Source organism: Nonomuraea sp. NEAU-A123, from assembly GCF_018603905.1.
In the GTDB taxonomy this organism is placed as follows: domain Bacteria; phylum Actinomycetota; class Actinomycetes; order Streptosporangiales; family Streptosporangiaceae; genus Nonomuraea.
Map to the genome: position 1 here is coordinate 606,646 of NZ_JAHFZZ010000005.1, position 22,438 is coordinate 629,083.

General features: G+C 71.5%; 19 protein-coding genes. 18 read left to right on the plus strand and 1 reads right to left on the minus strand.

Annotated elements, in window-relative coordinates; translation table 11 throughout:
• Window positions 1-4 precede the first annotated feature (4 nt).
• From KLK06_RS18580 to KLK06_RS18610, 7 genes are all read left to right on the plus strand, one after another.
• Window positions 5-955 (plus strand): carbohydrate ABC transporter permease, encoded by a 951-nt coding sequence (locus KLK06_RS18580; RefSeq protein WP_214636725.1) that lies wholly within the window; start codon window positions 5-7, stop codon window positions 953-955.
• Window positions 952-1,797 carry a carbohydrate ABC transporter permease gene (locus tag KLK06_RS18585; protein ID WP_250905565.1) on the plus strand — a complete coding sequence of 282 codons (846 nt, stop codon included), beginning with the start codon at window positions 952-954 and terminating at the stop codon, window positions 1,795-1,797. Before KLK06_RS18580 ends, KLK06_RS18585 begins: the two co-directional genes overlap by 4 nt.
• A gap of 33 nt (window positions 1,798-1,830) precedes the next feature.
• Complete coding sequence (locus KLK06_RS18590; protein ID WP_214636866.1) at window positions 1,831-3,336, plus strand: glycoside hydrolase family 43 protein; 1,506 nt, start codon at window positions 1,831-1,833, stop codon at window positions 3,334-3,336.
• Window positions 3,337-3,815: 479 nt separating this feature from the next.
• Window positions 3,816-5,225 carry a Rieske 2Fe-2S domain-containing protein gene (locus KLK06_RS18595; RefSeq protein WP_214636726.1) on the plus strand — a complete coding sequence of 470 codons (1,410 nt, stop codon included), beginning with the start codon at window positions 3,816-3,818 and terminating at the stop codon, window positions 5,223-5,225.
• Window positions 5,218-6,741 (plus strand): glutamine synthetase family protein, encoded by a 1,524-nt coding sequence (locus tag KLK06_RS18600; RefSeq protein ID WP_214636727.1) that lies wholly within the window; start codon window positions 5,218-5,220, stop codon window positions 6,739-6,741. Before KLK06_RS18595 ends, KLK06_RS18600 begins: the two co-directional genes overlap by 8 nt.
• Before the next feature lie 10 nt (window positions 6,742-6,751).
• Window positions 6,752-8,185 (plus strand): aldehyde dehydrogenase, encoded by a 1,434-nt coding sequence (locus KLK06_RS18605; protein WP_214636728.1) that lies wholly within the window; start codon window positions 6,752-6,754, stop codon window positions 8,183-8,185.
• Window positions 8,182-10,503 (plus strand): FAD-dependent oxidoreductase, encoded by a 2,322-nt coding sequence (locus KLK06_RS18610; protein ID WP_214636729.1) that lies wholly within the window; start codon window positions 8,182-8,184, stop codon window positions 10,501-10,503. The genes KLK06_RS18605 and KLK06_RS18610 overlap by 4 nt, the downstream gene beginning before the upstream one ends.
• Here the strand turns inward: KLK06_RS18610 and KLK06_RS18615 are convergent.
• Window positions 10,500-11,192, minus strand: a complete 693-nt coding sequence (locus KLK06_RS18615) for a GntR family transcriptional regulator (RefSeq protein WP_214636730.1) — start codon at window positions 11,190-11,192, stop codon at window positions 10,500-10,502. The genes KLK06_RS18610 and KLK06_RS18615 overlap by 4 nt on opposite strands.
• Window positions 11,193-11,360: 168 nt before the next feature.
• On the opposite strand from KLK06_RS18615, the gene KLK06_RS18620 reads away from it, so the two are divergent.
• The 11 genes from KLK06_RS18620 (at window position 11,361) to KLK06_RS18670 (ending at window position 22,429) form a co-directional block, all read left to right on the plus strand.
• Window positions 11,361-13,307: a primary-amine oxidase gene (locus KLK06_RS18620; RefSeq protein ID WP_214636731.1), complete on the plus strand. Its 1,947-nt coding sequence runs from the start codon at window positions 11,361-11,363 to the stop codon at window positions 13,305-13,307.
• A 121-nt stretch (window positions 13,308-13,428) separates the two neighbouring features.
• Window positions 13,429-15,102: an ABC transporter substrate-binding protein gene (locus tag KLK06_RS18625; protein ID WP_214636732.1), complete on the plus strand. Its 1,674-nt coding sequence runs from the start codon at window positions 13,429-13,431 to the stop codon at window positions 15,100-15,102.
• Window positions 15,095-15,934 (plus strand): ABC transporter permease, encoded by an 840-nt coding sequence (locus tag KLK06_RS59960; protein ID WP_214636733.1) that lies wholly within the window; start codon window positions 15,095-15,097, stop codon window positions 15,932-15,934. The genes KLK06_RS18625 and KLK06_RS59960 overlap by 8 nt, the downstream gene beginning before the upstream one ends.
• Window positions 15,934-16,974 (plus strand): ABC transporter permease, encoded by a 1,041-nt coding sequence (locus tag KLK06_RS18635; RefSeq protein WP_214636734.1) that lies wholly within the window; start codon window positions 15,934-15,936, stop codon window positions 16,972-16,974. Before KLK06_RS59960 ends, KLK06_RS18635 begins: the two co-directional genes overlap by 1 nt.
• Window positions 16,975-16,977: 3 nt before the next feature.
• A complete protein-coding gene (locus KLK06_RS18640) occupies window positions 16,978-17,661 on the plus strand; it encodes an alpha/beta fold hydrolase (protein WP_214636735.1) in 684 nt (227 codons plus the stop codon).
• Window positions 17,658-18,668, plus strand: a complete 1,011-nt coding sequence (locus KLK06_RS18645; RefSeq protein ID WP_214636736.1) for an ABC transporter ATP-binding protein — start codon at window positions 17,658-17,660, stop codon at window positions 18,666-18,668. The genes KLK06_RS18640 and KLK06_RS18645 overlap by 4 nt, the downstream gene beginning before the upstream one ends.
• Entirely contained in the window at window positions 18,665-19,627 is a 963-nt protein-coding gene (locus tag KLK06_RS18650; protein WP_308168321.1) for an oligopeptide/dipeptide ABC transporter ATP-binding protein, read from the plus strand. Before KLK06_RS18645 ends, KLK06_RS18650 begins: the two co-directional genes overlap by 4 nt.
• Complete coding sequence (locus KLK06_RS18655; RefSeq protein ID WP_214636737.1) at window positions 19,624-20,388, plus strand: amidohydrolase family protein; 765 nt, start codon at window positions 19,624-19,626, stop codon at window positions 20,386-20,388. Before KLK06_RS18650 ends, KLK06_RS18655 begins: the two co-directional genes overlap by 4 nt.
• A 64-nt stretch (window positions 20,389-20,452) precedes the next feature.
• Window positions 20,453-20,881, plus strand: coding sequence for a hypothetical protein (locus tag KLK06_RS18660; protein ID WP_214636738.1), 429 nt, complete (start codon window positions 20,453-20,455; stop codon window positions 20,879-20,881).
• 67 nt (window positions 20,882-20,948) lie between these two features.
• Window positions 20,949-21,770: a creatininase family protein gene (locus KLK06_RS18665; protein WP_214636739.1), complete on the plus strand. Its 822-nt coding sequence runs from the start codon at window positions 20,949-20,951 to the stop codon at window positions 21,768-21,770.
• 11 nt (window positions 21,771-21,781) lie between these two features.
• Window positions 21,782-22,429: a cyclase family protein gene (locus tag KLK06_RS18670; RefSeq protein ID WP_214636740.1), complete on the plus strand. Its 648-nt coding sequence runs from the start codon at window positions 21,782-21,784 to the stop codon at window positions 22,427-22,429.
• The last annotated feature ends 9 nt before the right edge of the window (window positions 22,430-22,438 follow it).

Consider the following 22,438-nt stretch of genomic DNA (forward strand, 5'->3'; position numbering starts at 1 on the left):
GAGCGTGACGACGACCCTCAGCACCCGGCGGGCGCAAGCGGCGCCCGCCGGGACGACCTCGGTGCGGCAGCGCATCACCGAGCGCGTCGCGCCGTACGCCTACATCGCGCCGTTCTTCCTGATCTTCGGGGTGTTCGGGCTGGTTCCGCTGCTCTTCACGTTCTACGTGGCGCTGTTCGACTGGAACCCCATCGGCGAGCACGTCTTCATCGGCGTGGACAACTTCACCCGCCTGTTCGCCGACGCGCGGTTCTGGAACGCGGCCTGGAACACGATCAGCATCTGGCTGCTGTCCACCGTGCCGCAACTGGTGCTGGCGCTGGGCCTGGCGCACCTGCTCAACCACGCCCGGCTCCGGCTGGCGGTGTTCTTCCGGATGTCGATGCTGGTGCCGTACATCACCTCGGTGGCGGCCACCACGATCGTCTTCGCCCAGATGTTCGACCGTGACTACGGTGTGCTCAACTGGCTGCTCGGGTTCGCCGGCGTGGAGCCGATCGACTTCAAGCAGTCGGTGCTGGGCAGCCATGTGCTGATCGCCGTCATGGTGACCTGGCGCTGGTTCGGCTACACCACGCTGCTCTACCTGGCTGCCCTGCAGGCGATCCCGCGCGCGATCTACGAGGCGGCGGCCGTGGACGGCGCGGGCGGGTGGAAGCAGTTCCGCCACATCTCGATCCCGTCGCTGCGGCCGGTCATCGTGTTCACGATCGTGACCTCGACGATCGGCGGCCTGCAGATCTTCACCGAGCCGCTGCTGGTCTCCCGCAGCGCGCCGCTCACCTGCGGACCGGTCCGGCAGTGCCAGACGCTGACGCTGTTCCTGTACGAGCAGGGCTTCGGCCAGTTCCAGTTCGGCTACGGCGCGGCCATCGGCGTGGCGCTGTTCGTGCTGGTGGTCGCGCTGGCGACGGTCAACTACGTCCTGTCCACCCGCATCCGTCCGGAGCGATGATGACCAAGACGATCCGGCGCTCGGGTGAGCGCGTCCGCTGGTGGACCTATGTCCTGCTGGGGCTGGCCGTGTTCGCCTGCCTGTTCCCGCTGTACTGGATGTTCGTGGTGGCCACGACCGACACGGCGACCGCCACGCGGCTGCCGCCCGAGATCGCGCCCGGCGGCAACTTCTTCCATCTGGCCGGCCTGGTGTTCACGACGGTGCCGTTCGTCCGCTCGATCGTCAACAGCCTCATCGTGGCCGGCACGATCGCTGTCGGGCACGCCCTGCTGTGCTCGCTGGCCGGGTTCGCCTTCGCCAAGCTCCGCTTTCCCGGCCGCAACGTGCTGTTCCTGATCGTCGTGCTCACCATGACGGTGCCGACGCAGCTCGCCGTCATCCCGCAGTACATGATCATCTCCTCGCTGGGCTGGGTGGACACGCTCCAGGCGCTCATCGTGCCCGGCCTGGCCAGCGCGTTCGGGATCTTCTGGATGCGCCAGCACCTGTCCACCACGATCAGCGACGAGATCCTCCAGGCCGCGCGCATCGACGGCGCCACCACCTGGCAGATCTTCTGGCGCATCGCGTTCCCGCTGGTGCGGCCGGCCGCGTTCGTGCTCGGCCTGCTCGGCTTCGTCACCGCCTGGAACGACTTCCTGTGGCCGTTCATCGTGCTGAAGTCGCCGGAGATGTACACCGCGCAGATCGCCATCAAGGCGCTGCAGAACAACTACAACATCGACCTCGGGCTCGCCATGTCGGGCTCGTTCCTGGCCACCATCCCGCTGCTGGTGCTGTTCGTCTTCGTGGGCCGGCGCATGGTGGCCGGGATCATGGACGGCGCCTTCAAGGGCTGAGCCTCTCGCAGAAAGGAACCGCTCAACGTGCCGATGTACGACAATCCGGTGATCAGCGGATTCCACCCGGATCCGAGCGTGTGCCGGGTCGGCGAGGACTACTATCTCGTCTGCTCCAGCTTCGAGTACTTCCCCGGCGTCCCGATCTTCCACAGCCGGGACCTGGTGCACTGGCGGCAGGTGGGCAACGTCCTCGACCGGCCGTCGCAGCTGGAACTGCCCCCTGAGACGCCCGCCTCCGGTGGGATCTACGCGCCGACGATCCGGCACCACGACGGCCGGTTCTACCTGATCACGACGAACGTGGGCGGCCGGGGCAACTTCATCGTCACCGCCGACCGTCCCGAAGGACCGTGGTCGGACCCCGTCTGGATCGACCTGCCGGGCATCGACCCCCATCTGTCCTGGGACGAGGACGGCTCCTGCTGGTGCGCTTTCTCCGGTACGCAGGTGGCGCGGATCGACCCCGTGGCCGGCCGGGTGCTGGAGGGGCCGTATCACGCCTGGTCCGGTGTGGGCATGAAATATCCGGAAGGGCCGCATCTCTTCCACGTGGGCGACTGGTGGTACCTGCTGATGTCCGAGGGCGGCACCGAGCGCGGCCACAGCGTCTCGATCGCCCGCGCCCGCTCGCCGCGCGGCCCGTACGAGGCGGGCCCGGCCAACCCGATCCTGTCGCACAGCGGCACCGACCGGCCGATCCAGAGCACCGGTCACGCCGACATGGTGGAGGCGGCCGACGGCACCTGGTGGATGATCCTGCTCGGCACCCGCCCGCGCGGTTACACGCCGGAGTTCCAGGTCCTCGGGCGCGAGACGTTCCTCACCCCGGTGGAATGGGTGGACGGCTGGCCCGTCGTGGGCCCGGTCCTCGAACGCCATCCGGCACCCGCTGCCTGGCACCCCCTCCCCGAGCTCCCGACACGGGATGATTTCGACGCCGACACTCTGGCGCCGTACTGGGTCTCGCCGCGCAGCCGCCCGGACGGCTCCTGGTCGCTGGCCGAGCGCCCCGGCCGGCTCACCCTGCACGCCACCGGCCCCACGCTGGACCGCCCGGGATGCACGTTCATCGGGCGCCGCCAGCAGCACCACGACTGCCGCGTCACCGCTCGCCTGGACCCGGGATCGGCCAGAGCCGGACTGTCCGTGCGCATGGACGAGGCGCACCACTATGACCTGGAGGTACACGAAGGGCGGGCCCGCCTGTTCGCGCGGATCGGCCCGCTGCGCCAGTGCGTGGCCGACCATCCGGTCCCCTCGGGCCCGCTCACCCTCGCCATCGACGTCCGTACGCGCGACCTCCTGCCGCCGTCGGTGACCGCGCCCATCGACGAGCCGGTCGGGGTCGGGGCCCGCGGCCCGGACGCCATCGCCTTCTTCGCCGACGGGGTTCTGCTGGCCGAGCTCGACGGCCGCTATCTGTCCACCGAGGTGGCGACCGGCTTCACGGGGCGGGTCATCGGCATGTACGTCACGGACGGCAGCGCGAGCTTCGACTGGTACGACTACCAGGGCGGCGAGCACGGCCTTTCGTGATCACCCGCACACGATCAGCAGGTCCCCGATGGCCCGCGGTGACCGCCACCGACCATTAGCAGCCCGCACCTGAACAGCAGCACCTGTCAGCTGCGCACGTTGCTCTCGGCGAAAGCGCCGATCACCGACGTGGGGATGAAGCCGACCGGCCCGCCTTCGGCGAGCTTGGCGGCGTCGAGAGAAGCGGGGGCGGTGTTCATGCCCGCTCCCGCTGGAAGATGGCGCTCCTTGTGCCGCACGCTGCGATCGGCCCGCATTTCTGGCGGGTAGCCGCGGTTGGACCGGCGGTCCATGCGCGCTCGCCGAAAGGCCGGCGGGTTCCGTCCGGGGCGACGAGATCGCAGGAGACCGGGGTCTTCGCGGCGCGGTACGAACTCCTTGCGGACTTATCTGTTGTCCGAAAACTGTCCTTTGGGGTTAAGTTATGGCACGATTGTATCCAAAGTAGAGCCGATCGGATGCGCCTATGAGGAGATGCCATGCTGAAGCGCGAGGACAACGAGCGCGTCACGCGGTCAGGCCCGGGCACGCCCCTCGGCGGGCTGCTGCGGTCCTACTGGCAGCCGGTCGCCCTGGTTTCGGAGATGCCCGCCGACCGCCCGGTCAAGCCGGTCCGGATCATGGGCGAGGATCTCGTCCTGTTCAGGCGGGACGACCGCGGCTGGGGCCTGGTCGGCCGCTACTGCGCGCACCGCGGAGTGGACCTCGCCTTCGCCCGGCACGAAGACGGCGGCCTGCGCTGTCTCTACCACGGGTGGCTGTACGGGCCCGACGGCCGCTGCCTGGAGCAGCCCGCCGAGCCGCCGCACAGCAACTTCGCCGCGAAGGTGCGCATTCCGAGCTACCCGTGCCAGGAGCGCAACGGCATCGTCTTCGCCTATCTCGGCGCCGGTGACCCGCCGCCGTTTCCCGCCTACGACTGCTTCAGCGCGCCGGAGGAGTACACGTTCGCCTTCAAGGGCTGGTGGGAGTGCAACTGGCTGCAGGGGGTGGAGGGCGGCATCGACCCGAGCCACGTGTCCTTCCTGCACCGGTTCGTCGGTGAGGATCCGCGCGAGGCGTACGGGCAGCAGTTCAGTGAGGAGGTCGAGGGCACCGGGCAGAAGCTGTCCAAGCTCGTCGGCGACAGCCACCGCCCCGACATCGAGGTCGAGGCCGACGCGCATGGACTGCGGGTGTTCGCGCTGCGCGGGCTGACCGAATCGATCAAGCACGTACGGATCACCAACCTGGTCTTTCCCAACGCGTTCGTCGTGCCGTTCGGCAACAGCAAGGCGTTCTGCCAATGGCACGTGCCGATCGATGACGAGAACCACTACTGGTACATGATCCTTTACGACTTCGACGAGCCGGCCGACAAGGAGACGCTGCTCCGGCAGCGCCTGGGTGAGGTGTCGCTGCCCGATTACCGGCCCCTGCGCAACAGGTCGAACAACTGGGGGTTCGACCCCCGCGAGCAGCGCGACCTGACCTATACCGGCATGGGCCTGGACATCAACGTCCACGACCAGTGGGCGGTGGAGAGCATGGGCCCGATCCAGGACAGGACCGTGGAACGGCTGGGCGTCTCCGACCGCGCCGTCACCGCGAACCGGCGGCTGCTGCTCAGGGCCATCGACGACGCCATGACCGGGAAACCCCTGCCGGGACTGCCGCTGGATGAGACCGCGGCGCGCCGGCTCACCGGTCCTCTGGCCATCGACACCATCGCCCCCGCCGAGGGCTGGGAACCCGCCTGGCGAGCACGCGAGGCCGAGCGCCGCTCCCGCTCTCCATGGGCAACCGATGCGACCCTGACGGACGCGATCCTGACGGACGCGGCCCCGAGGGACGCGGGCCCGGCGGACGCGGACGCGGCAGCGGAGGCGCAGGGGGCGGCGCGTGCGTAGCGCCGACGCGCGACCGGTCGCCGAAGGAGGCGACGGGCCGAGCGCCCGCCCGATGCTCGCCGCCGACCGCGACGGCTACATCGCCAGACACGAGCTGTGGAGCGAACGCCAGTACGCCGCCGCCGGCCAGATGCGCAGGGTCATCGACGAGCTGGGCCTTGAGCTGATCCGCTTCTCCTTCGCCGACCAGCACGGGGTACTCCGCGGCAAGACCCTCACCAGGGACGCCGTGCCCGCCGCGCTCCGCTCAGGCGTGACCGCGCCCTCATCGCTGCTGCTCAAGGACACCTCGGGCAAGACGGTCTTCCCCGTCTTCGCCGCCGACACCGGCGTGGGGGTGAGGGGCTTCGCGGGCGCTGGGGACGTGGTGCTCGTGCCCGACCCGACCACGTTCCGGGTGCTGCCGTGGGCGGAGCGGACCGGCTGGATCCTGTGCGACGTGCGCTTCCCCAGCGGGGCGGCGGTGCCGTTCTGCACCCGCGGTGTGCTCCGTACCCAGCTGGACGCGCTGGCGGCGGCCGGATACGACCTCACGGTCGGCGTCGAGCTGGAGTTCCACGTGTACCGCGCGGCGGAGGGGATGAGCGCGCGGCACGTGGGCCGGCCGGGCGCGCCGGGCCTGCCGCGCGAGGTGTCGCCGGTGAGCAGCGGTTCGCAGCTCCTGCACGAGGAGGGCCTGGACCGGCTCGACGACCTGGTACAGCTCCTGCACCGCGGACTCACCGGGCTCGACCTGCCGCTGCGCTCGCTGGAGCTGGAGTTCGGCCCCAACCAGCTCGAGCTGACCCTGCACGCCCGCGACGCCGCGCGGTCCGCCGACGACGTGATGCTGGCCCGCGCGGCGGTACGGCAGATCTCCCGGCGGCACGGATACCACGCGACGTTCATGTCCCGGCCCGCGGGCGCGGAGACGGCGTCGACCGGCTGGCACCTGCACCAGTCCCTGCGCGACCGCGCGACCGGGACCCCGGCGTTCGATCCCGAGCTCGCCCAGAACGGCGCGGGTCCGCTGTCTCCGCTCGGGCGGCATTATCTCGGCGGCCTGCTGGAGCACGCCCGCGCGGCCACCGTCTTCACCACTCCCACGGTGAACGGCTACAAGCGCTACCTCCCGTTCTCGCTGGCCCCCGACCGGGTCGTGTGGGGCGCCGACAACAAGGGGGCGATGGTACGCGCGGTGGGCGGCCCCACCGGCACCCGGCTGGAGAACAGATCCGGCGAGCCCGCCGCCAACCCCTACCTCTACATCGCCTCCCAGATCGTCAGCGGTATGGACGGCCTGGCCCGGGGCCTGGACCCGGGGCCGCCCGTGGAGGACCCGTACGACGTGCGGGCGAGCGGCCTGCCGCGGTCGCTGGCCGAGGCGCTCGACGCCCTCGACGCCGACCCCGTCTTCGCCCGATCGCTGGGGGAGGAGGTCGTGTCCTGGTACGCGGCGCTGAAACGCGCCGAGTTCGCCCGCTATCTCGCGCACGTCTCCGACTGGGAGCAGCGCGAATACTTCGACCTGATCTAGAAGGGGCCCGATGAACACCGAGGAACCGTTCCTCATCGACGGTGAGTGGATCGCCCCCGGGCGGCGCGGCACGTTCCCCGTGCTCGACCCGGCGTCCGGCGAGGTGCTCACCCACGTCGCGCAGGCCACGCAGGAGGACGTGGACGCCGCGGTGGCGGCGGCGGCGCGGGCGCACGCCGAGCGCCGGTGGAGCGGCCTGCCGCCGCTCGACCGCACCCGCGTCCTGCAGCGGATCGCCGACCTGATCGAGGAGCACGCCGAGGAACTGGCGGTGCTGGAGACCCGCGACAACGGCAAGCCGATCGAGCGCTCCCGCGCGGACACGGCGCTGGGAGCCAGGACGTTCCGCCACTTCGCGGGTGCCGCGACCAGGCTGACCGGCACCACGGTGCCGATCGACGGCGGCGGGCACCACGTCTACACGGTGCTGGAGCCCGTGGGGGTGGCCGCGCTCATCCTGCCGTGGAATTTCCCGATCATGACGGCCTGCTTCAAGCTGGCGCCCGCGCTGGCGGCCGGCTGCGCCGTGGTCGTCAAGCCGGCCGAGCAGACGCCGCTGACCCTGCTGCGCCTGGCCGCGCTCTGCGCCGAGGCGGGCCTGCCGCCGGGCGTGCTGAACGTGCTGACCGGCGACGGCGAGGTGGGCGCTGCGCTGTCGCGGCACCCTGGCGTGGCGAAGGTGTCCTTCACCGGCTCGACGGCGGTGGGCCGCCTGGTGATGGCCGCCGCCGCGCCCACGACCAAGCGCCTCACGCTGGAGCTGGGCGGCAAGAGCCCCAACATCGTGTTCGCGGACGCCGATCTGGAGGCGGCGGTGCTCACCGCGATGCGCGCCTGCTTCGGCCACTCCGGCCAGATGTGCACGGCGGGCAGCCGCCTGCTCGTGCAGCGGTCGATCCTGCCGGAGATGCGCGAGCGGCTGGTCGAGGCGACGCGGAAGGTCCCGCTCGGCAACGGGCTCGACGGCGGTGTCAGCGTCGGCCCGCTGGTGTCGGAGGAGCAGCGGGCCCAGGTGCTGTCCTACATCGAGAGCGGGATCGCCGAGGGCGCCACGCTCGCGGCCGGTGGCGGCGTGCCGGACCGGCCCGGATACTTCGTCGAGCCGACGCTGTTCACGGACGTCACCAACGACATGCGCATCGCCCGCGAGGAGATCTTCGGGCCCGTGGCGGGCGTGATCGCGTTCGAGGACGAGGACGAGGCGGTGTCGATCGCCAACGACACCTCCTACGGCCTGGCGGCGGGGGTCTGGACGCGTGACCTGTCACGCGCGCACCGGATGGCCGCCCGGCTGCGGGCCGGGACGGTCTGGGTCAACACCTACAACGTCTTCGACCCGGCGCTGTCCTTCGGCGGCGTCGGTGACTCGGGGCTGGGCCGGGATCTGGGCGATGACGCCTTGTACTCCTACTGCGAGCGCAAGGCGGTCGTCGTCGCCCTATGAGCTCAATCGACCTCGCGGCGCTGCGGGCCAACACGCCCGGCACGCTCCACGCCCATCATTTCAACGCCGCCGGCGCCGCGCTGCCCAGCGCCGCCACGCTGGCCGCGGTGATCGACCACCTGAACCTGGAGGCCCGCGTCGGCGGGTACGAGGCCGCCGAGGCCGCCCGGGAACGCACCGAGCGCGTGTACGACCTGGCCGCCGCCCTGCTCGGCGCGGAACCCGGCGACATCGCCCTGGTCGAGAGCGCCACCGTCGCCTGGCAGCGGGCGGTCTCCGCGCTGCGGCTCGGCCCCGGCGACCGGATACTCGCCTCGGCCTCCAGCTACGTCAGCTCGGCCCTCCACCTGCTCGAACTACGCGGCTCGCGCGGCGTGCGCGTCGAGGTGCTGCCCGCGGACGGTTCGGGCCGGGTGGACCTCGACGCGCTCGAACGGGCCCTGCGCACGCCCGCGGCGCTGGTCACGGTGGCGCATGTCCCCACCTCGTCGGGGCTGGTCGAGCCGGTGGCGGAGGTCGGCGCGCTGGCGGCGGCGGCCGGTGTGCCCGTCCTGCTCGACGCCACCCAATCGGCCGGTCAGCTCCCCGTCGCCGTCGGGCCGCCGGGTTGCGACATCGTGGTGGCGACCGGACGCAAGTTCCTGCGCGGGCCGCGCGGCACGGGGCTCCTGTACGTCAGCCCGCGCATGCGTGAGGTCATGCGGCCGTCCGCTCCCGACGTACGGGGGGCGCGCTGGGTGGCCGACCAGAGCTTCGACCTCGCCCACGATGCCCGGCGCTACGAGACCTGGGAGGCCGCGCACGCGCTCCGCCTGGGGCTGGGGGTGGCGCTGGCGGAGGCCCTGGAGCTGGGCGTCGACCGGATCCAGGAGCGCATCGGGCGGCTGGCCGACCGGCTGCGCCGCGGGCTTGAGAGCCTGCCCGGTGTCCGGCTCGCCGACCCGCCGGGAGCGGGCTGCGGCATCGTCACCTTCGTCCGTGAGGGGCAGGAGCCCGCGCAGACCGCGCGGGAGCTGCGGGCCGCTCGGTTTCACCTGGTGAGCGTGCCCGCCGCGCACGGGCAGTGGGACCTGGGGCGGCGCGGGCTGCCCGCCGTGGTGCGCGCCTCGGCACACGTGTACAACAACGAGGACGACGTGGACGCCCTGCTCACGCACCTCGCCCCCGCGCACCCGAGGCGGCGGACGGCGCGGGCGGGCGGTTTCGCCGGGACGGGTGGTGCGCGGGCCGACGTGATCGTGGTGGGGGCCGGCGTGCACGGCAGCTCGGCGGCCTGGCAGCTCGCCCGCCGCGGCGCCCACGTCATCCATCTGGACCGTTTCCCGGCCGGGCACGTGGAGGGGTCCTCGCACGGCCGTACCCGCATGATCCGGCGCGCCTATCCCTCCCCGGTCTGGGACGAGTTCGTGGACCGCGCGTACGACGCGTGGGCGGACCTGGAACGGGACGCCGGCCGGACCCTCGTCACCACAGTGGGCGGCCTGTTCGCCCGCCCGGCGACGGCTCCGGGCGGGTTGCGCGGGCCAGGCTGCCAGGCGGTGGACCCCGACCGGGCGGCCGGGCTGTTCCCCGGCCTCGCGCTCGGCCCCGAGTTCACCGCGGTCCACGACCCCGCCGCCGGAGTCATCGATGCGGCCGGCGCGCTGCGCTGCCTGGCCGAGCTGGGCCGGGCGTATGGCGTGGACCAGCGGTTCGGCTGCTCCGCCCAGGGCTGGCAGGCGGACGGAGACGGCGTCACGGTCGAGACGGACGGCGGCACGGTACGCGCGGACCGGCTGGTGGTGTGCGCCGGGCCGTGGACCGCCGAGCTCCTGCCCGAGTTCGCCGGACTTCTACGGGTGGTCAGGATCGTCAACGTGCACATCGGCGCGTCCCGGCCGGAGCTGCTGTCCCCGCCGCGGCTCGGCCCGTTCGCGGTGGACGTGCCGGACGTGGGCCTGATGTACGGCATCCCCGCGTTCGGCGGCAGCGGCGTCAAGATCGGCCTCGATCACGGCCCCGCCGACGACCTCGGCGCCCCTCGGCGCGCGGTCACCAGCGACGAGCGGGAGACCCTGCTCGCGCTCGCCCGCCGGTTCCTGCCCGCCGCGGACGGGCAGGTCGAGGAGGAGATCTCATGCCGCTACACGATGGCGCCGGGCAACAGGTTCGCGGTCGGGGCCCTGCCGGGGCGGCCCCAGGTGCTGGTGGCGGCCGCCTGCTCCGGGCACGGCTTCAAGTTCGGGCCGGCGATCGGCGCGGCCCTGGCGGACCTGGCCATGGGCACCGAACGTCCGGACCTCGCGTTCCTCGCTCCCGCGGCCATGGGGGTGGGCTAGCCGCGGAAGACGGTGGCCGAGCGGCGCTCGTACCAGCGGGCGAGCTGCTCGCCCGCGCTGATCACGTGCGCCTGCATCTCGCGCCTGGCCAGCTCGGCGTCCTCCGCGGCGATGGCGTTGACGATGCGCTCATGCTCTCGCAGGTTGTCCTCGCGGTGGCGCGGGTCGTCACGCAGCACCAGGGCCGAGACGTTGCGCGGGAACGCCTCGTTGATCTCCTTGATCACCTTGGCCAGGCGGTCGTTCTCGGCGACCTCGTGGATCAGGGTGTGGAAACGGTCGTTCGAGACGGTGGTCGGCGACGGACCGGGGCCGGTGTGCGGGGCGGCGCCCAGCCGGCGAATGGTCTCGTTGGTCTCGCGCAGCTCGGCCAGCACCTCGGCGCTGATCCTGCGTACCGCCCGCGCGCAGGCCAGCCCCTCCAGCTCGGCGCGCACCTCGTACGCCTCGCGCACCTCCCACGGCGAGGGCACCCGGACGACGGCACCGCGGTTGGGCACCACCTCGATCAGCCCGCCCGTCTGCAACTGGCGCAGCGCCTCCCTGACGGGGGTGCGGCTGACGCCGAGCAGCTTGGCCAGATCGGCCTGGCGGAGCTGGGCGCCGATCGGAATGTCACCGGACATGATCCGGGCTCTGATGGCCGCTGCCGTCTCGTCGACGAGGGCGCTGCCCGAAGAGGTGTCCATGCTGCCTCCGTCTGGTGGAGAAGGTGGCGGAAGCGTGCGTGCCCCGGCCTGGAAGGCGATCCCACGATAGCAAGATCGACGGCCGGGTTCGGACGCTAACCGGCATAATGTGGATCCATTCTACCTGATATAGGATCCTTTGCATCGATGATGAGGAGTGACGGATAGATGAGCTGCCACGCGAGCGACGACACGAGTGACGGCGGGCGGTCCCGGCGCGGCCATCCGCTCGACCCGCTGAGCCCGGCGGAGATCGACGCCGCCGTCGCCGCCGCGCGCGCCGACGGCCGCCTCGGCGAGCGCGTCCGCTTCTGGGGCGCGACTCTCGACGAAGGCTTCGCCCGGGAGGTGGCCGCGGGCCGGGCGCCCGCGGGGCAGGTCAAGGTGGGCCTGGTCGCGATGGACCACGGCGGGCGGGCCGCCTGGGAGATCGACGTCCTGCTGGGGGAGCAGCCGCGCTGTCTGGAGTGGCGCCCGATCGACCCGCGGCGCCCGGGCATCACCTCTGAGGAGGCCAGGGCCGCGGCCCAGGCGTGCCGGCAGAGCCCGCTGTTCAGGGAGGTGATGGCCAGGCGCGGCATTCACGACGTGTCCCTGGTCATGATCGACCCGGAGTCGATGGGCGGCTTCGAGCCGGACAAGTACAAGGACCGCAGGCTGACCTGGGGCACCGTCTGGCACCGTACGCACGAGGGCGACAACGGCTACGCCCGCCCCGTGCAGGGCGTCATCCCGATCATCGACATGCACACGATGGAGGTCCTGGAGGTCGAGGACCACGGCGTCGTGCCGGTATCCGACGAGGCGGGCCCGCTGGAGGCCGGCGGGTTCGGCCCGGACCGCGAAGGGCTCAAGCCGCTGGAGGTCGCGCAGTCCGAGGGGCCGAGCTTCGACGTGGACGGCTGGCAGGTCAGCTGGCAGGGCTGGCGGTTCCGGGTCGGGTTCACGCACCGGGAGGGGCTCGTCCTGTACGACCTGGAGTTCAAGGACCGGCCGGTGCTCAAGCGGGCCGCCTGCAACGAGATGTACGTTCCTTACCTCGACTCCAACCCCACCCAATACCGCAAGAACTTCTTCGACTGGGGCGAGTACGGCGCCGGCCCGCTGACCAACTCCCTGGCCCTGGGCTGCGACTGCCTGGGCGTCATCTCCTACTTCGACGCCGCCTACCTCGGCGGCGACGGCACCGCCAGGACCATCCCGCAGGCCGTCTGCATGCACGAGGAGGACGACGGCATCCTCTGGAAGCACAACGACCTGCGGCGCGGGGTCAGCCAGGTACGCCGCTCGCGCCGCCTGATCATCTCCAGCTTCCAGACCGTGGCCAACTACGACTACGGCTTCTACTGGTCGCTCTACCAGGACGGCCGAGTGGAGCTGGAGATCAAGCTCACCGGCATCCTGTCGGCCTCGGGCATCGAGGAGGGCGAGGAGGCGCGCTACGGCCGGGTGGTCGCCAAGAACGTGCAGACCCCGGCGCACCAGCACTACTTCGGCATCCGGCTGGACACGGCCGTGGACGGCCCGCTGAACCGGCTGGTCGAGGAGCACGCCGAGGGCGAGCCCGACCCCGAACTGGACCCGTACGGCAACGCGGTGCGCAATGTCCGCACCCCGCTGCTGACCGAGTCGCAGGCGGCGCGCCGCACCGACCCGGCCGCCGCGCGGCGCTGGCGGGTGGAGAGCGCGACGCGGACGAACCGCTACGGCGAGCCGACCGCCTACCGGCTGCTGCTGCCCAACACGACGCGTTCCTACGGCCGCCCCGGCTCGGTGATGGCCAGCCGGGCGCCGTTCATCCACCAGCACCTGTGGGCCACCCCCGCAGACCCGGCCGAGCGCTTCGTCGGCGGGCAGTACCCCAACCACGCCGAGCCGGGGGAGGACGGCGTGCACGTCTGGCAGCGGCAGGACCGCTCGCTCGACGGCGTGGAACTGGTGCTGTGGCCGATCGTGGGCACGCATCACTTCCCGCGCCCCGAACAGTGGCCGGTGATGCCGGTGGACCGGATCAAACTGGTATTCGAGCCGGATGGCTTCTTCGACCGAAACCCGGCAATGGACATCCCCGATCCGTCGGCGACCAGCGACGATTGCTGCTCGACTGGGATTTAGGACATCGGACCTTAACATTCCGGATACGTGGCTGATTCGGAAGCCCGAAACGATGTATTTGGATCCAATTTCCCCTACATTAGATCCATCTGCACAGCGGCGGAATCGAGGAGACCTCCCCATGTCGGATCAGTCGCAGAACACCATGTCCCGGTCAGACCTCGCCGAGCGGCAGGTGTCGCGCCGCACGCTGCTGCGCGGCGCCGGCCTGCTCGGCGTGGGCGTCGGTTTCGGTCTGACCGGACTCCTCAGCGCCTGCGGCGTCGCCGCCGAGAACAAGGACGCGGCGGGGCAGCCGACCGGCGCCGCAGGCGGCACGCTCACGCTGGGCATCGACGCCACCAGCGCGGTCATCGACCCCGCCTTCTACACCTCGCTCGGCGACTGGATGGCCGTGGACTGCATCTGCCGCGGCCTCACCTTCATCTCCTTCGAAACCAACGAGCCCACCCCCGACCTGGCCGAGAGCTGGAAGGTCTCCGAGGATGGGCTCACCTACACCTTCGCGCTGCGCAAGGGCGTGACCTTCCACGACGGCACCACCCTCACCTCCGCCGACGTGCTGGCCAGCCTCGGCCGCCAGTTCGATCCGAAGGACAAGACGCTGCCCAAGGGCGCCACCCGCCCGCTGGCCAGCCTCGGCGCGAACGTGGCGGCCCTGACCGCCGTGGACGAGGGCACGGTCAAGCTGGTGCTGAAGAAGCCGGACCGCACCGTGCTCGCCCGCCTGTCCGACATCGGCGGGCGGATCATCTCCAAGGCCGCACTCACCAAGTACGGCGCCGACATCGGCAAGAACCTCGTGGGCACCGGCCCCTTCAAGTACTCGGCGGCGACCGCCGGGCAGTCCATCACGCTGGAGTCCTTCGCCGGCTTCCGGCTGGGCAAGCCGCCCATCGACCGGCTGGTGCTGCGCCAGGTCCAGGATCCCTCGACCATCGTCAGCTCGCTGCTCAGCGGCGACCTGTCGGCGACCCAGTTCACGCCGTACTCGGCGGTCGGCCAGATGAAGCAGGACGACTCCGTCACCGTCCAGAACACCCCGCTCGGCTTCGACGCGATCATGATGATCGACGCGCGGCGCATCCCCGAGGTGAAGGTACGCAAGGCCATCAACCTGGCCATCGACCGGGCGGCGATCGTGGCGCAGGCGTTCTTCGGCGTCGCCGCCGAACCTGTGGGCTACGCCATCCCGCCCTCCCAGAACGGCCACGACACCGCCCTGGCCGACCTCAGCACGCACGACGTGGCGACGGCCAAGCGGCTTCTCCAGGAGGCGGGCGCGGTGGGACGCGAAGTGCGGCTGATGGCCGCCAGTGACACCTGGCACCCCAAGGCCGCGCAGATCATCGCCCAGAACCTCACCGACATCGGCCTGAAGGTGAAGACCGACTCGGTGGACCCGTCGACGTACTTCAGCCGTCTGGTGGACAAGAGCGACGAGTTCCACGAGCTGATGATCTGGGAGCGCAACTCCTACATCCCCGACCCGGACAACATGGTCGGCTCGATGGCCAACCCGGCCGGCCTGTACGGCAGCGTCCTGTCGGGGATGGACACCCTGGACGGCGCGGACACGCTCGCCAAGGAGCTGTTCGAGGCGAAGAACCTGCCGGACGGCCCCGAGCGGACCGGCGCCTACTCCAAGATCCAGCGCCGCTGGGCCGAGGACTACATGGTGCTGTCCATGCTCGCCTACTCCACGAACCTCGTGGTCAGCAACGCGAAGGTCAAGGGCATGAACGTCAAGGCGCTGTCCAACCACCGCTGCTTCATGGAGCGGGCGGGTGTCTGAGCCCGCCGTCCTGGGCCGGCGGTGGCGGGCGCGCGCCTTCGCCCGGTCCTGGCCGGCCGCGATCCCCTGGCTGGTGCTGGCCGCGCTGGTGCTGGTCGCCCTGGCCGGGCCGCTGCTGGTCAGCGCGGATCCGGTACGCCAGACGAACCAGACGCTGCTGCCGATCGGCACGCCGGGCCACCTGCTCGGCACCGACGACCTGGGCCGCGACGAGCTGGCCAGGCTGGTGTACGGGGCGCGCCCGCTGCTGTCGGTGGCCTTCCTCGCCACCGCGGTGGCCGCCGTGTTCGGCACCGGGATCGGGCTGGTCGCCGGGTTCGCGGGCGGCCGGACCGAGGGCGCGGTCATGCGGTTCGTCGACTTCGCGCTGGCCTTCCCGTCGATCCTGCTGGTCATCCTGGTGGTCGCCGCGGCCGGGCCGGGCACCGTGAGCCTGGTGAGCGCGATCGGCGTCTCGCTCGCGCCGGGCCTGGCCCGGCTCGCCAGGGCGCTCAGCGCGCGCGAGGCGGCCCGCGACTACGTGGTCGCCGCCAGGCTCGGCGGCACCCGCGCGCCCCGCGTCATGGTGCGGGAGATCCTGCCGAACATCGCCGGGCCCATGCTCGCGCAGGTCGTCATGACCCTGTCGGTCGCCGCCGGGTACGCCGCCGGCCTGTCCTACCTCGGCCTGGGCATCCAGCCGCCCACCCCGGACTGGGGCTACATGGTGCAGGCCGGGCAGGAGTTCCTGTTCAGCGCGCCGCGGCTGGTCGTGCTGCCCGCCGCGCTCACCCTGGTGCTCGTCGTCGCCTGCAACTTCGCCGGCGACGACCTGCGCGACGGGCTCGTGTGATGCGGCGGTCGAGGCCGGCCGTCCTGGTGGCGCGCAGGCTCCTGGCCGTGCCGGTGGTCCTGCTCGCGCTGAGCACGGCGGTGTTCCTGGCGATGCGGCTGCTGCCTGGCTCTCCCGCGACCGCGCTGTCCGCGGGCGGCGGGCAGACGCTGACGGCCGCGGAGCTGTCGGCGAACCAGGCCCGCGTCAGCCAGGCGCTCGGGCTCGACCAGCCGATCCTCACGCAGTACCTGCGCTTTCTCGGCGATCTGGTAAGGCTCGACCTCGGCTCGTCCTTCTACGGCTCGAACAGCGTGCTCGGCCTGCTGGCCGGGGCGCTGCCGGCCACCATCGAGCTGACCCTGCTGGCGATGGCCATCGCGGTGCTGCTGGGCGTGGTCAGCGGCGTGGTCGCCGCGCTGCGCAAGGGCACCTGGATCGACGCCTCGGCCAGGACGGTGGCGACGGTGAGCTTCTCACTGCCCTGGTTCGCGCTGGGCGTGCTCGGTGTCGTGGTGTTCGGGGTGTGGCTGCGCTGGCTACCGGTCATCGGCCGGCTGCCGAACGCGCTCGACTACCACCCGACCACGAACTTCGTGCTGCTCGACGCGATCCTGCAGGACCGTCCCGAGTTGGTGCTGCCGTGGCTGCGGTACCTGATCCTGCCGGCCACCACGCTGGCCCTCTCGATGGCCGGGTTCATCACCCGCATCGTGCGCGCCTCGGTGCTGGAGGTGCTCGGTGACGACTTCGTCAGGACCGCGCGGATGAAGGGCCTGGCCGAGGGCGCGGTGGTGCGGCGGCACGTGCTGCGTAACTCCTGGCTGCCCATCGTGACCGTGCTGGGCCTGCAGTTCGGCTCGCTGCTCGGCGGCTCGGTCATCACCGAGACGGTCTTCTCCTATCCCGGGGTCGGGAGCCTGCTCGTGAAGGGCGTGCTGCAGCGCGACTACCCCGTCGTGCAGGGCGCCGCACTGGCCATCGCCCTGCTCTTCACTCTGGTCAACGTCGCGGTGGACCTGTTCTACCTGGTCCTGGACCCGCGTCTGAGGAAAGGATGACCCTTGGAGATCGTTTTGGTGCACGGCGCGGGAGGTCGCCCGACCACGTGGTCCGCGGTGGCGCCGCTGCTGGCCGCACTGGGCCACCACGTGGTCACAGTGACCAATCCCATGACGTCACTGGAGGACGACGTCGCCAACACCCTCGCGGCGGTCGAGGCCACATCAGGGCCGGTACTGCTGGCCGGCCACTCCTACGGCGGCGCGGTCATCACCAACGTCGGACGGCACCCGAGAGTACGCGGCCTGGTCTACATCGCGGCCTTCGCCCCCGACGAGGGTGAGTCGGTGACCGGGATCGTGGAGCGCTACGAACCCGCGGAGATCTCCAAGTACATGCGGCGCGGCGCGAACGGCGACTGGAAGTCCGAGCCGAGCGAGGAGTTCTGGGCGGAGATCGGCCCGGACCTGTCACCGGAGCAGCGCGTGATCGTCAAGGCGGAGGGCCGCGCCGCCGAGGACCTGATCTTCAAACAGGCGACCGGCGTACCCGCCTGGCGGACGCTGCCGAGCTGGTACCTGCTCGCCGAGCAGGACCGTACGCTACGCCCGGAGATCCAGGCCGACATGGCCGAGCGGATGGGCGCGACCCTGGAACGGGTGCCGGGCAGCCACTACACGACGCTCGTCCACGCGGAGCGCGTGGCTACCATGATCGTGGCGGCGGTCGCCGCAGTGTCGCCGTGACCGACCCCGTTCTGGAGGTACGCGGTCTGCGGGTCGAGTTCGACCTGCCGGGCGGCAGGCTGCCGGCCGTCGCCGGGGTGGACCTGACACTGCGCCGGGGGGAGATCCTCGCGCTGGTGGGCGAGTCGGGCTCGGGCAAGTCGGCGCTGTCGATGAGCCTGGTGGGCCTCAACCGGGGCCCGCGCACGCACATCAGCGGCGAGGTGTCCTTCGGCGGCCGCAACCTCGTCGAGGCGCCGGAATCCGAGCTGCGCCTGGTACGCGGCAAGGACATCACGGTGGTCTTCCAGGACGCGCTCGCCGCCCTGAACCCGCTGCACCGGGCAGGCGCGCAGGTCGCCGAGATGATCCGGACGCACCGCGACGTCTCACGCGCGGCGGCCTGGGACCGCTCGGTCGCACTGCTCGGCGAGGTCGGCATCGCGAGCCCGCGCGAGAACGCCAAGGCCTACCCGCACCAGCTCTCCGGCGGCATGCGGCAACGGGTGATGATCGCGATGGGCCTGGCCAACGACCCGGCCGTGCTCATTGCCGACGAGCCCACGACCGCGCTGGACGTCACGATCCAGGCGCAGGTCCTGGGGGTGCTCGAGCGGCTGCGCGCCGACCACGGGACGTCGATCATCCTCATCACGCACGACCTGGGCGTGGTCGCCGAGGTCGCCGACCGGGTCGCGGTGATGTACGCGGGCGCGATCGTCGAACAGGGCACCCGCGAGGAGGTGCTGTTCGCGCCGCAGCACCCGTACACGATGGGTCTGCTGGCCTCGGTGCCGCCCGTCGACGGGCCGATCGCCGCGCGGCTGCCCGCCATCCCCGGCAGCCCGCTGACCGGGATCGACCGGCCGGCCGGCTGCGCCTTCGCGCCGAGGTGCGCGTTCGCGCACGACGCGTGCGCCGAGCGGCCTGCCCTGACGCGGCGGTTCGGCGGGCCCGGCCACCTGGACGCCTGCGTGCTGGACGAGCCCGCGCGGGCGGCTGCGCGCCCTGAGGGGAGCCGATCGTGACAGTGCCGCTGATCAGGGCCGAGGGCCTGCGGGTGGAGTATCCGGGGCGGTCCGGTGGGAAGGTCCGGGCGCTCAGGGACGTCGATCTGGACATCTTCGAGGGGGAGACGCTGGGACTGGTCGGCGAGTCCGGCTGCGGCAAGTCCACGCTCGGGCGGGCGCTGCTGCGGGTGCTCGAACCGGCCGCGGGACGCATCGAGTTCCTCGGGCTGGACATCACCCGGCTGCGCGGCCGGGCCTTCCGGCGGATCAGAGCCGACCTGCAGATGGTGTTCCAGGACCCCTTCGGCTCGCTGAACCCGCGCCGGCGGGTCGCCGACATCGTCGCCGAGCCGCTGCTGCGGGCCCGCGGCGCGACCCGCGCCGAGGCGGCCGCCGTGGCCGGTGACCTGCTCGACCTGGTCGGCCTGGGCGGGGAGGCGGGGCTGCGCCGCCCCGGTGAGTTCTCCGGCGGCCAGCGGCAGCGGATCGGCATCGCCCGCGCCCTGGCCTCCTCCCCGCAGTTCGTGGTGGCCGACGAGCCGGTCTCGGCGCTGGACGTGTCCATCCAGGCGCAGGTCGTCAACCTGCTGTCGGACCTCGTACGCGACCGCGGGCTGACGATGCTGTTCATCTCCCACGACCTGGGCGTGGTACGGCACATCGCCGACCGGGTCGCGGTCATGTACCTGGGGGAGATCATCGAGATCGCCGCCAGAGACGACTTCTTCGCCGCCCCCCTGCATCCCTACAGCCAGGCCCTGTTGTCGTCCGTGCCGGCTCTGCGCGCCGGCGGCCGGCGGGAGCGGATCGTGCTGGAGGGGGACCTGCCGGACCCGGCGAACCCGCCTGGCGGATGTCTGTTCAGCACCCGCTGCCGCGACGTCGTGGAGCGATGCCGGACCAGCCGGCCGGAGCTACGCGAGATCGGACCGGGACGCAGCGTCCGCTGCCACCTAGTGAAAGAGGCCGACAGTTGATCATTGACGCGTACAACACCACGCAGGACGTGCGCGGCAGGTCCGACTACCTGACCGGCGCCCGCCCCGGCCAGGCCCCGCCGCCGCACGTGCCCTTCGACCCGCGGCGGATCCTCGACCGGATGGACGCGGCCGGCGTCGACATGGCGATGGTCTGCTCGCTCGCCCAGCGCATCGAGAACGACTTCATCATCGGCCTGACCAAGGCGCACCCGGACCGCCTGTTCGGCTTCGGCCAGGTGCTGCCCCAGGCCGACGACGTACTCGACGAGATCGACCGGATCGCCGACGCCGGGCTGCCCGGTCTCAAGCTGCACCCGAGCCTGCACGGCTACCACGTCGCCGACCATGGCCTGCTCGACCCGGTGTTCGAGGCGTGCGCGCGGCGCGGCCTGATCGTGCTGATCAACGCCCTGGACGACGCCTTCTGCGCGCCGCTGGCCATCGAGGAGATCGCCCGCGAGCATCCCGGCGTACCGACGATCATCGCCCACATGGGCGCGGTGTGGAACGTACCGGAGGCGATCATCGTCGCGGAGCGCCGGCCGCACGTCTACCTGGAGACCTCGGCCACGCTGATGAGCGACGTGAAGCGGGCCTACGCCCGGCTGGGCCCGGAGAAGATCCTGATGGGCAGCGAGTGGCCGGGCTCCGACTTCGACCTTGAACGCATGAAGATCGCCAAGGCTATCCCGGACGAGAAGGACCGGGCGCTGGTGGAAGGCGGCAACATGGCCAGGCTGCTGGGGCTGGGCACGTGAGCGCGGACCGGACGCGGCGCATGACTCCCGGGGCCGGCACGTGAGCGCCGGCTCGGTGCGGCCCGTGACCCCGCCCGCCACCATGGCCCCGCCGGACGTGGAACTGCTCGAACTGGCGCAGCGGCTGCTCGGCCGGGTGTGGCAGCACGGCAGGCACGAGGTGGCCACGGCGCTGCGTACCGTGGACGGCGCCGTCTACAGCGGCGTGCACGTCGAGGGCTCCTGCCGGCGCAGCTCGATCTGCGCGGAGGGCGTGGCCCTGGGCACGGCCCGCGCCGGGCTCGACCCGGACACGCCGCTGCGGGTGGAGAGCGTCGTGTCCGTGCAGATCAAGCCCGCGGGACAGTTCAGGATCATCGCCCCATGCGGCGTGTGCAGGGAGCTGATCAGCGACTACAGCCCCGACGCCACCGTCTGGATCACGGCGGGGGAGACCGTGACCGCGATGGGCGCGCTGGACCTGCTACCGGAGAAGAGCCGCCGCGCATGGTGACCCCGGAGTCACCGCAGATGGCGACCCCAAGGGTGACCCCAGAGTCGCCGCAGAGGAGAGGAAACACGTGACCGCACCGCCCATCGGCCTGGACGTACCCGCACTCACCGCCGAGCTCGGCGGCACCGGCGACCCGGTGCTCTGGGAGGAGCTGACCTGGCCGGAGGCGGGGTCCACCGCGGCCGGACTGGACGCCGTGATCATCCCGGTCGGCGCGACCGAGCAGCACGGCCCGCACCTGCCGCTCGCCGTCGACACGCTGATCTGCCAGTCGGTCGCGCTCGGCGTCTCCGCCCTGACAGGCGTGCCCGTCGTCCCGCCGCTGGCCTTCGGCGTCTCGGCCTCGCACGGCGACTTCGCCGGCACGGTGGCGCTGCGGCCCGAGACGCTGATCGCCGTCGTCGAGGACGTCATCGACTCGCTGCACGCCTCGGGCATCCGCCAGTTCGTGCTGCTCAACGGCCATATTTGGAACAACGGCTCGCTCGACGTGTCCGCGGAGAAGCTACGCGTACGGCACCGCGACGCTCGGGTCAGAGCGCTCGGGTACGTCACCATGTATCCCGGTCCCGAGGTGGACGGTCACGTTCAGTACGGCCGGGGCCTGATGCACGCCAACTACTTCGAGACCTCCGTCATGCTGCACCTGCATCCGGAACTGGTCCGGATGGACCGGGTGACCTCCCACGTCGACGTGGACTCCTTCTGGGACTACCGGATGGACCAGGTCAGCGAGACCGGAGTGTGGGGCCGCGACGTGGCCGAGGCGAACGCGCTGCACGGAGCCGCCGAGTTCGACCGGTGCGTGCTCACGACCGCGCGAGCCGTCGCCGCCGCCGTACGCGAGCCCTGGCCCGACCCCGCTCACCGACCGGGAGACACGAAGTGACGATCAACGAAATGACGATCAACGAAATGAAGATCTACGACATCACGCTGCCCATCCACCCCCGGATGCTGCATTGGGGCCGCAAGCCCGAGGTCGAGGTGGTGGAGTCGGTGGCCAACGGCGACGCCTCGAACGTCACCCGGTGGCGGCTCGGCGCCCACACCGGCACGCATGTGGACGCGCCCGCACATTTCATCGACGGCGCCACGCCCATCGACGAGGTCTCGCTGCAGACGCTCGTCGGCCCGGCCGTGGTGGTGGACCTGACCCACGTGGCAGGCGACGTCGAGGTCGCTCATCTGGAGGCGGCGGGCGTGGCCGGGCAGCGGCGGGTGCTGCTGAAGACGTCCAACTCGGCGGGCCCCCTGAAGGAGACCGAGCGGGCGCCGCACTGGGTGGGCCTGTCTCCCGAGGCGGCCGGTTGGCTGATCGACCAAGGCGTGGAGCTGGTCGGCATCGACTACCTGACGATCGAGAGCCACCACCGAACCGACACCTGGGACGCCCACCACGCCCTGCTCGGCGCCGGCGTGCTGATCCTGGAGAACGCGGACCTCGACCAGGTGGGGGCGGGGGCGTACGAGCTGGTGTGCCTGCCGGCCAAGCTGGTCGGCGCGGACGGGTCGTTCGCCCGCGCGATCCTCATCGACCGGAGCTGACGGGAATGC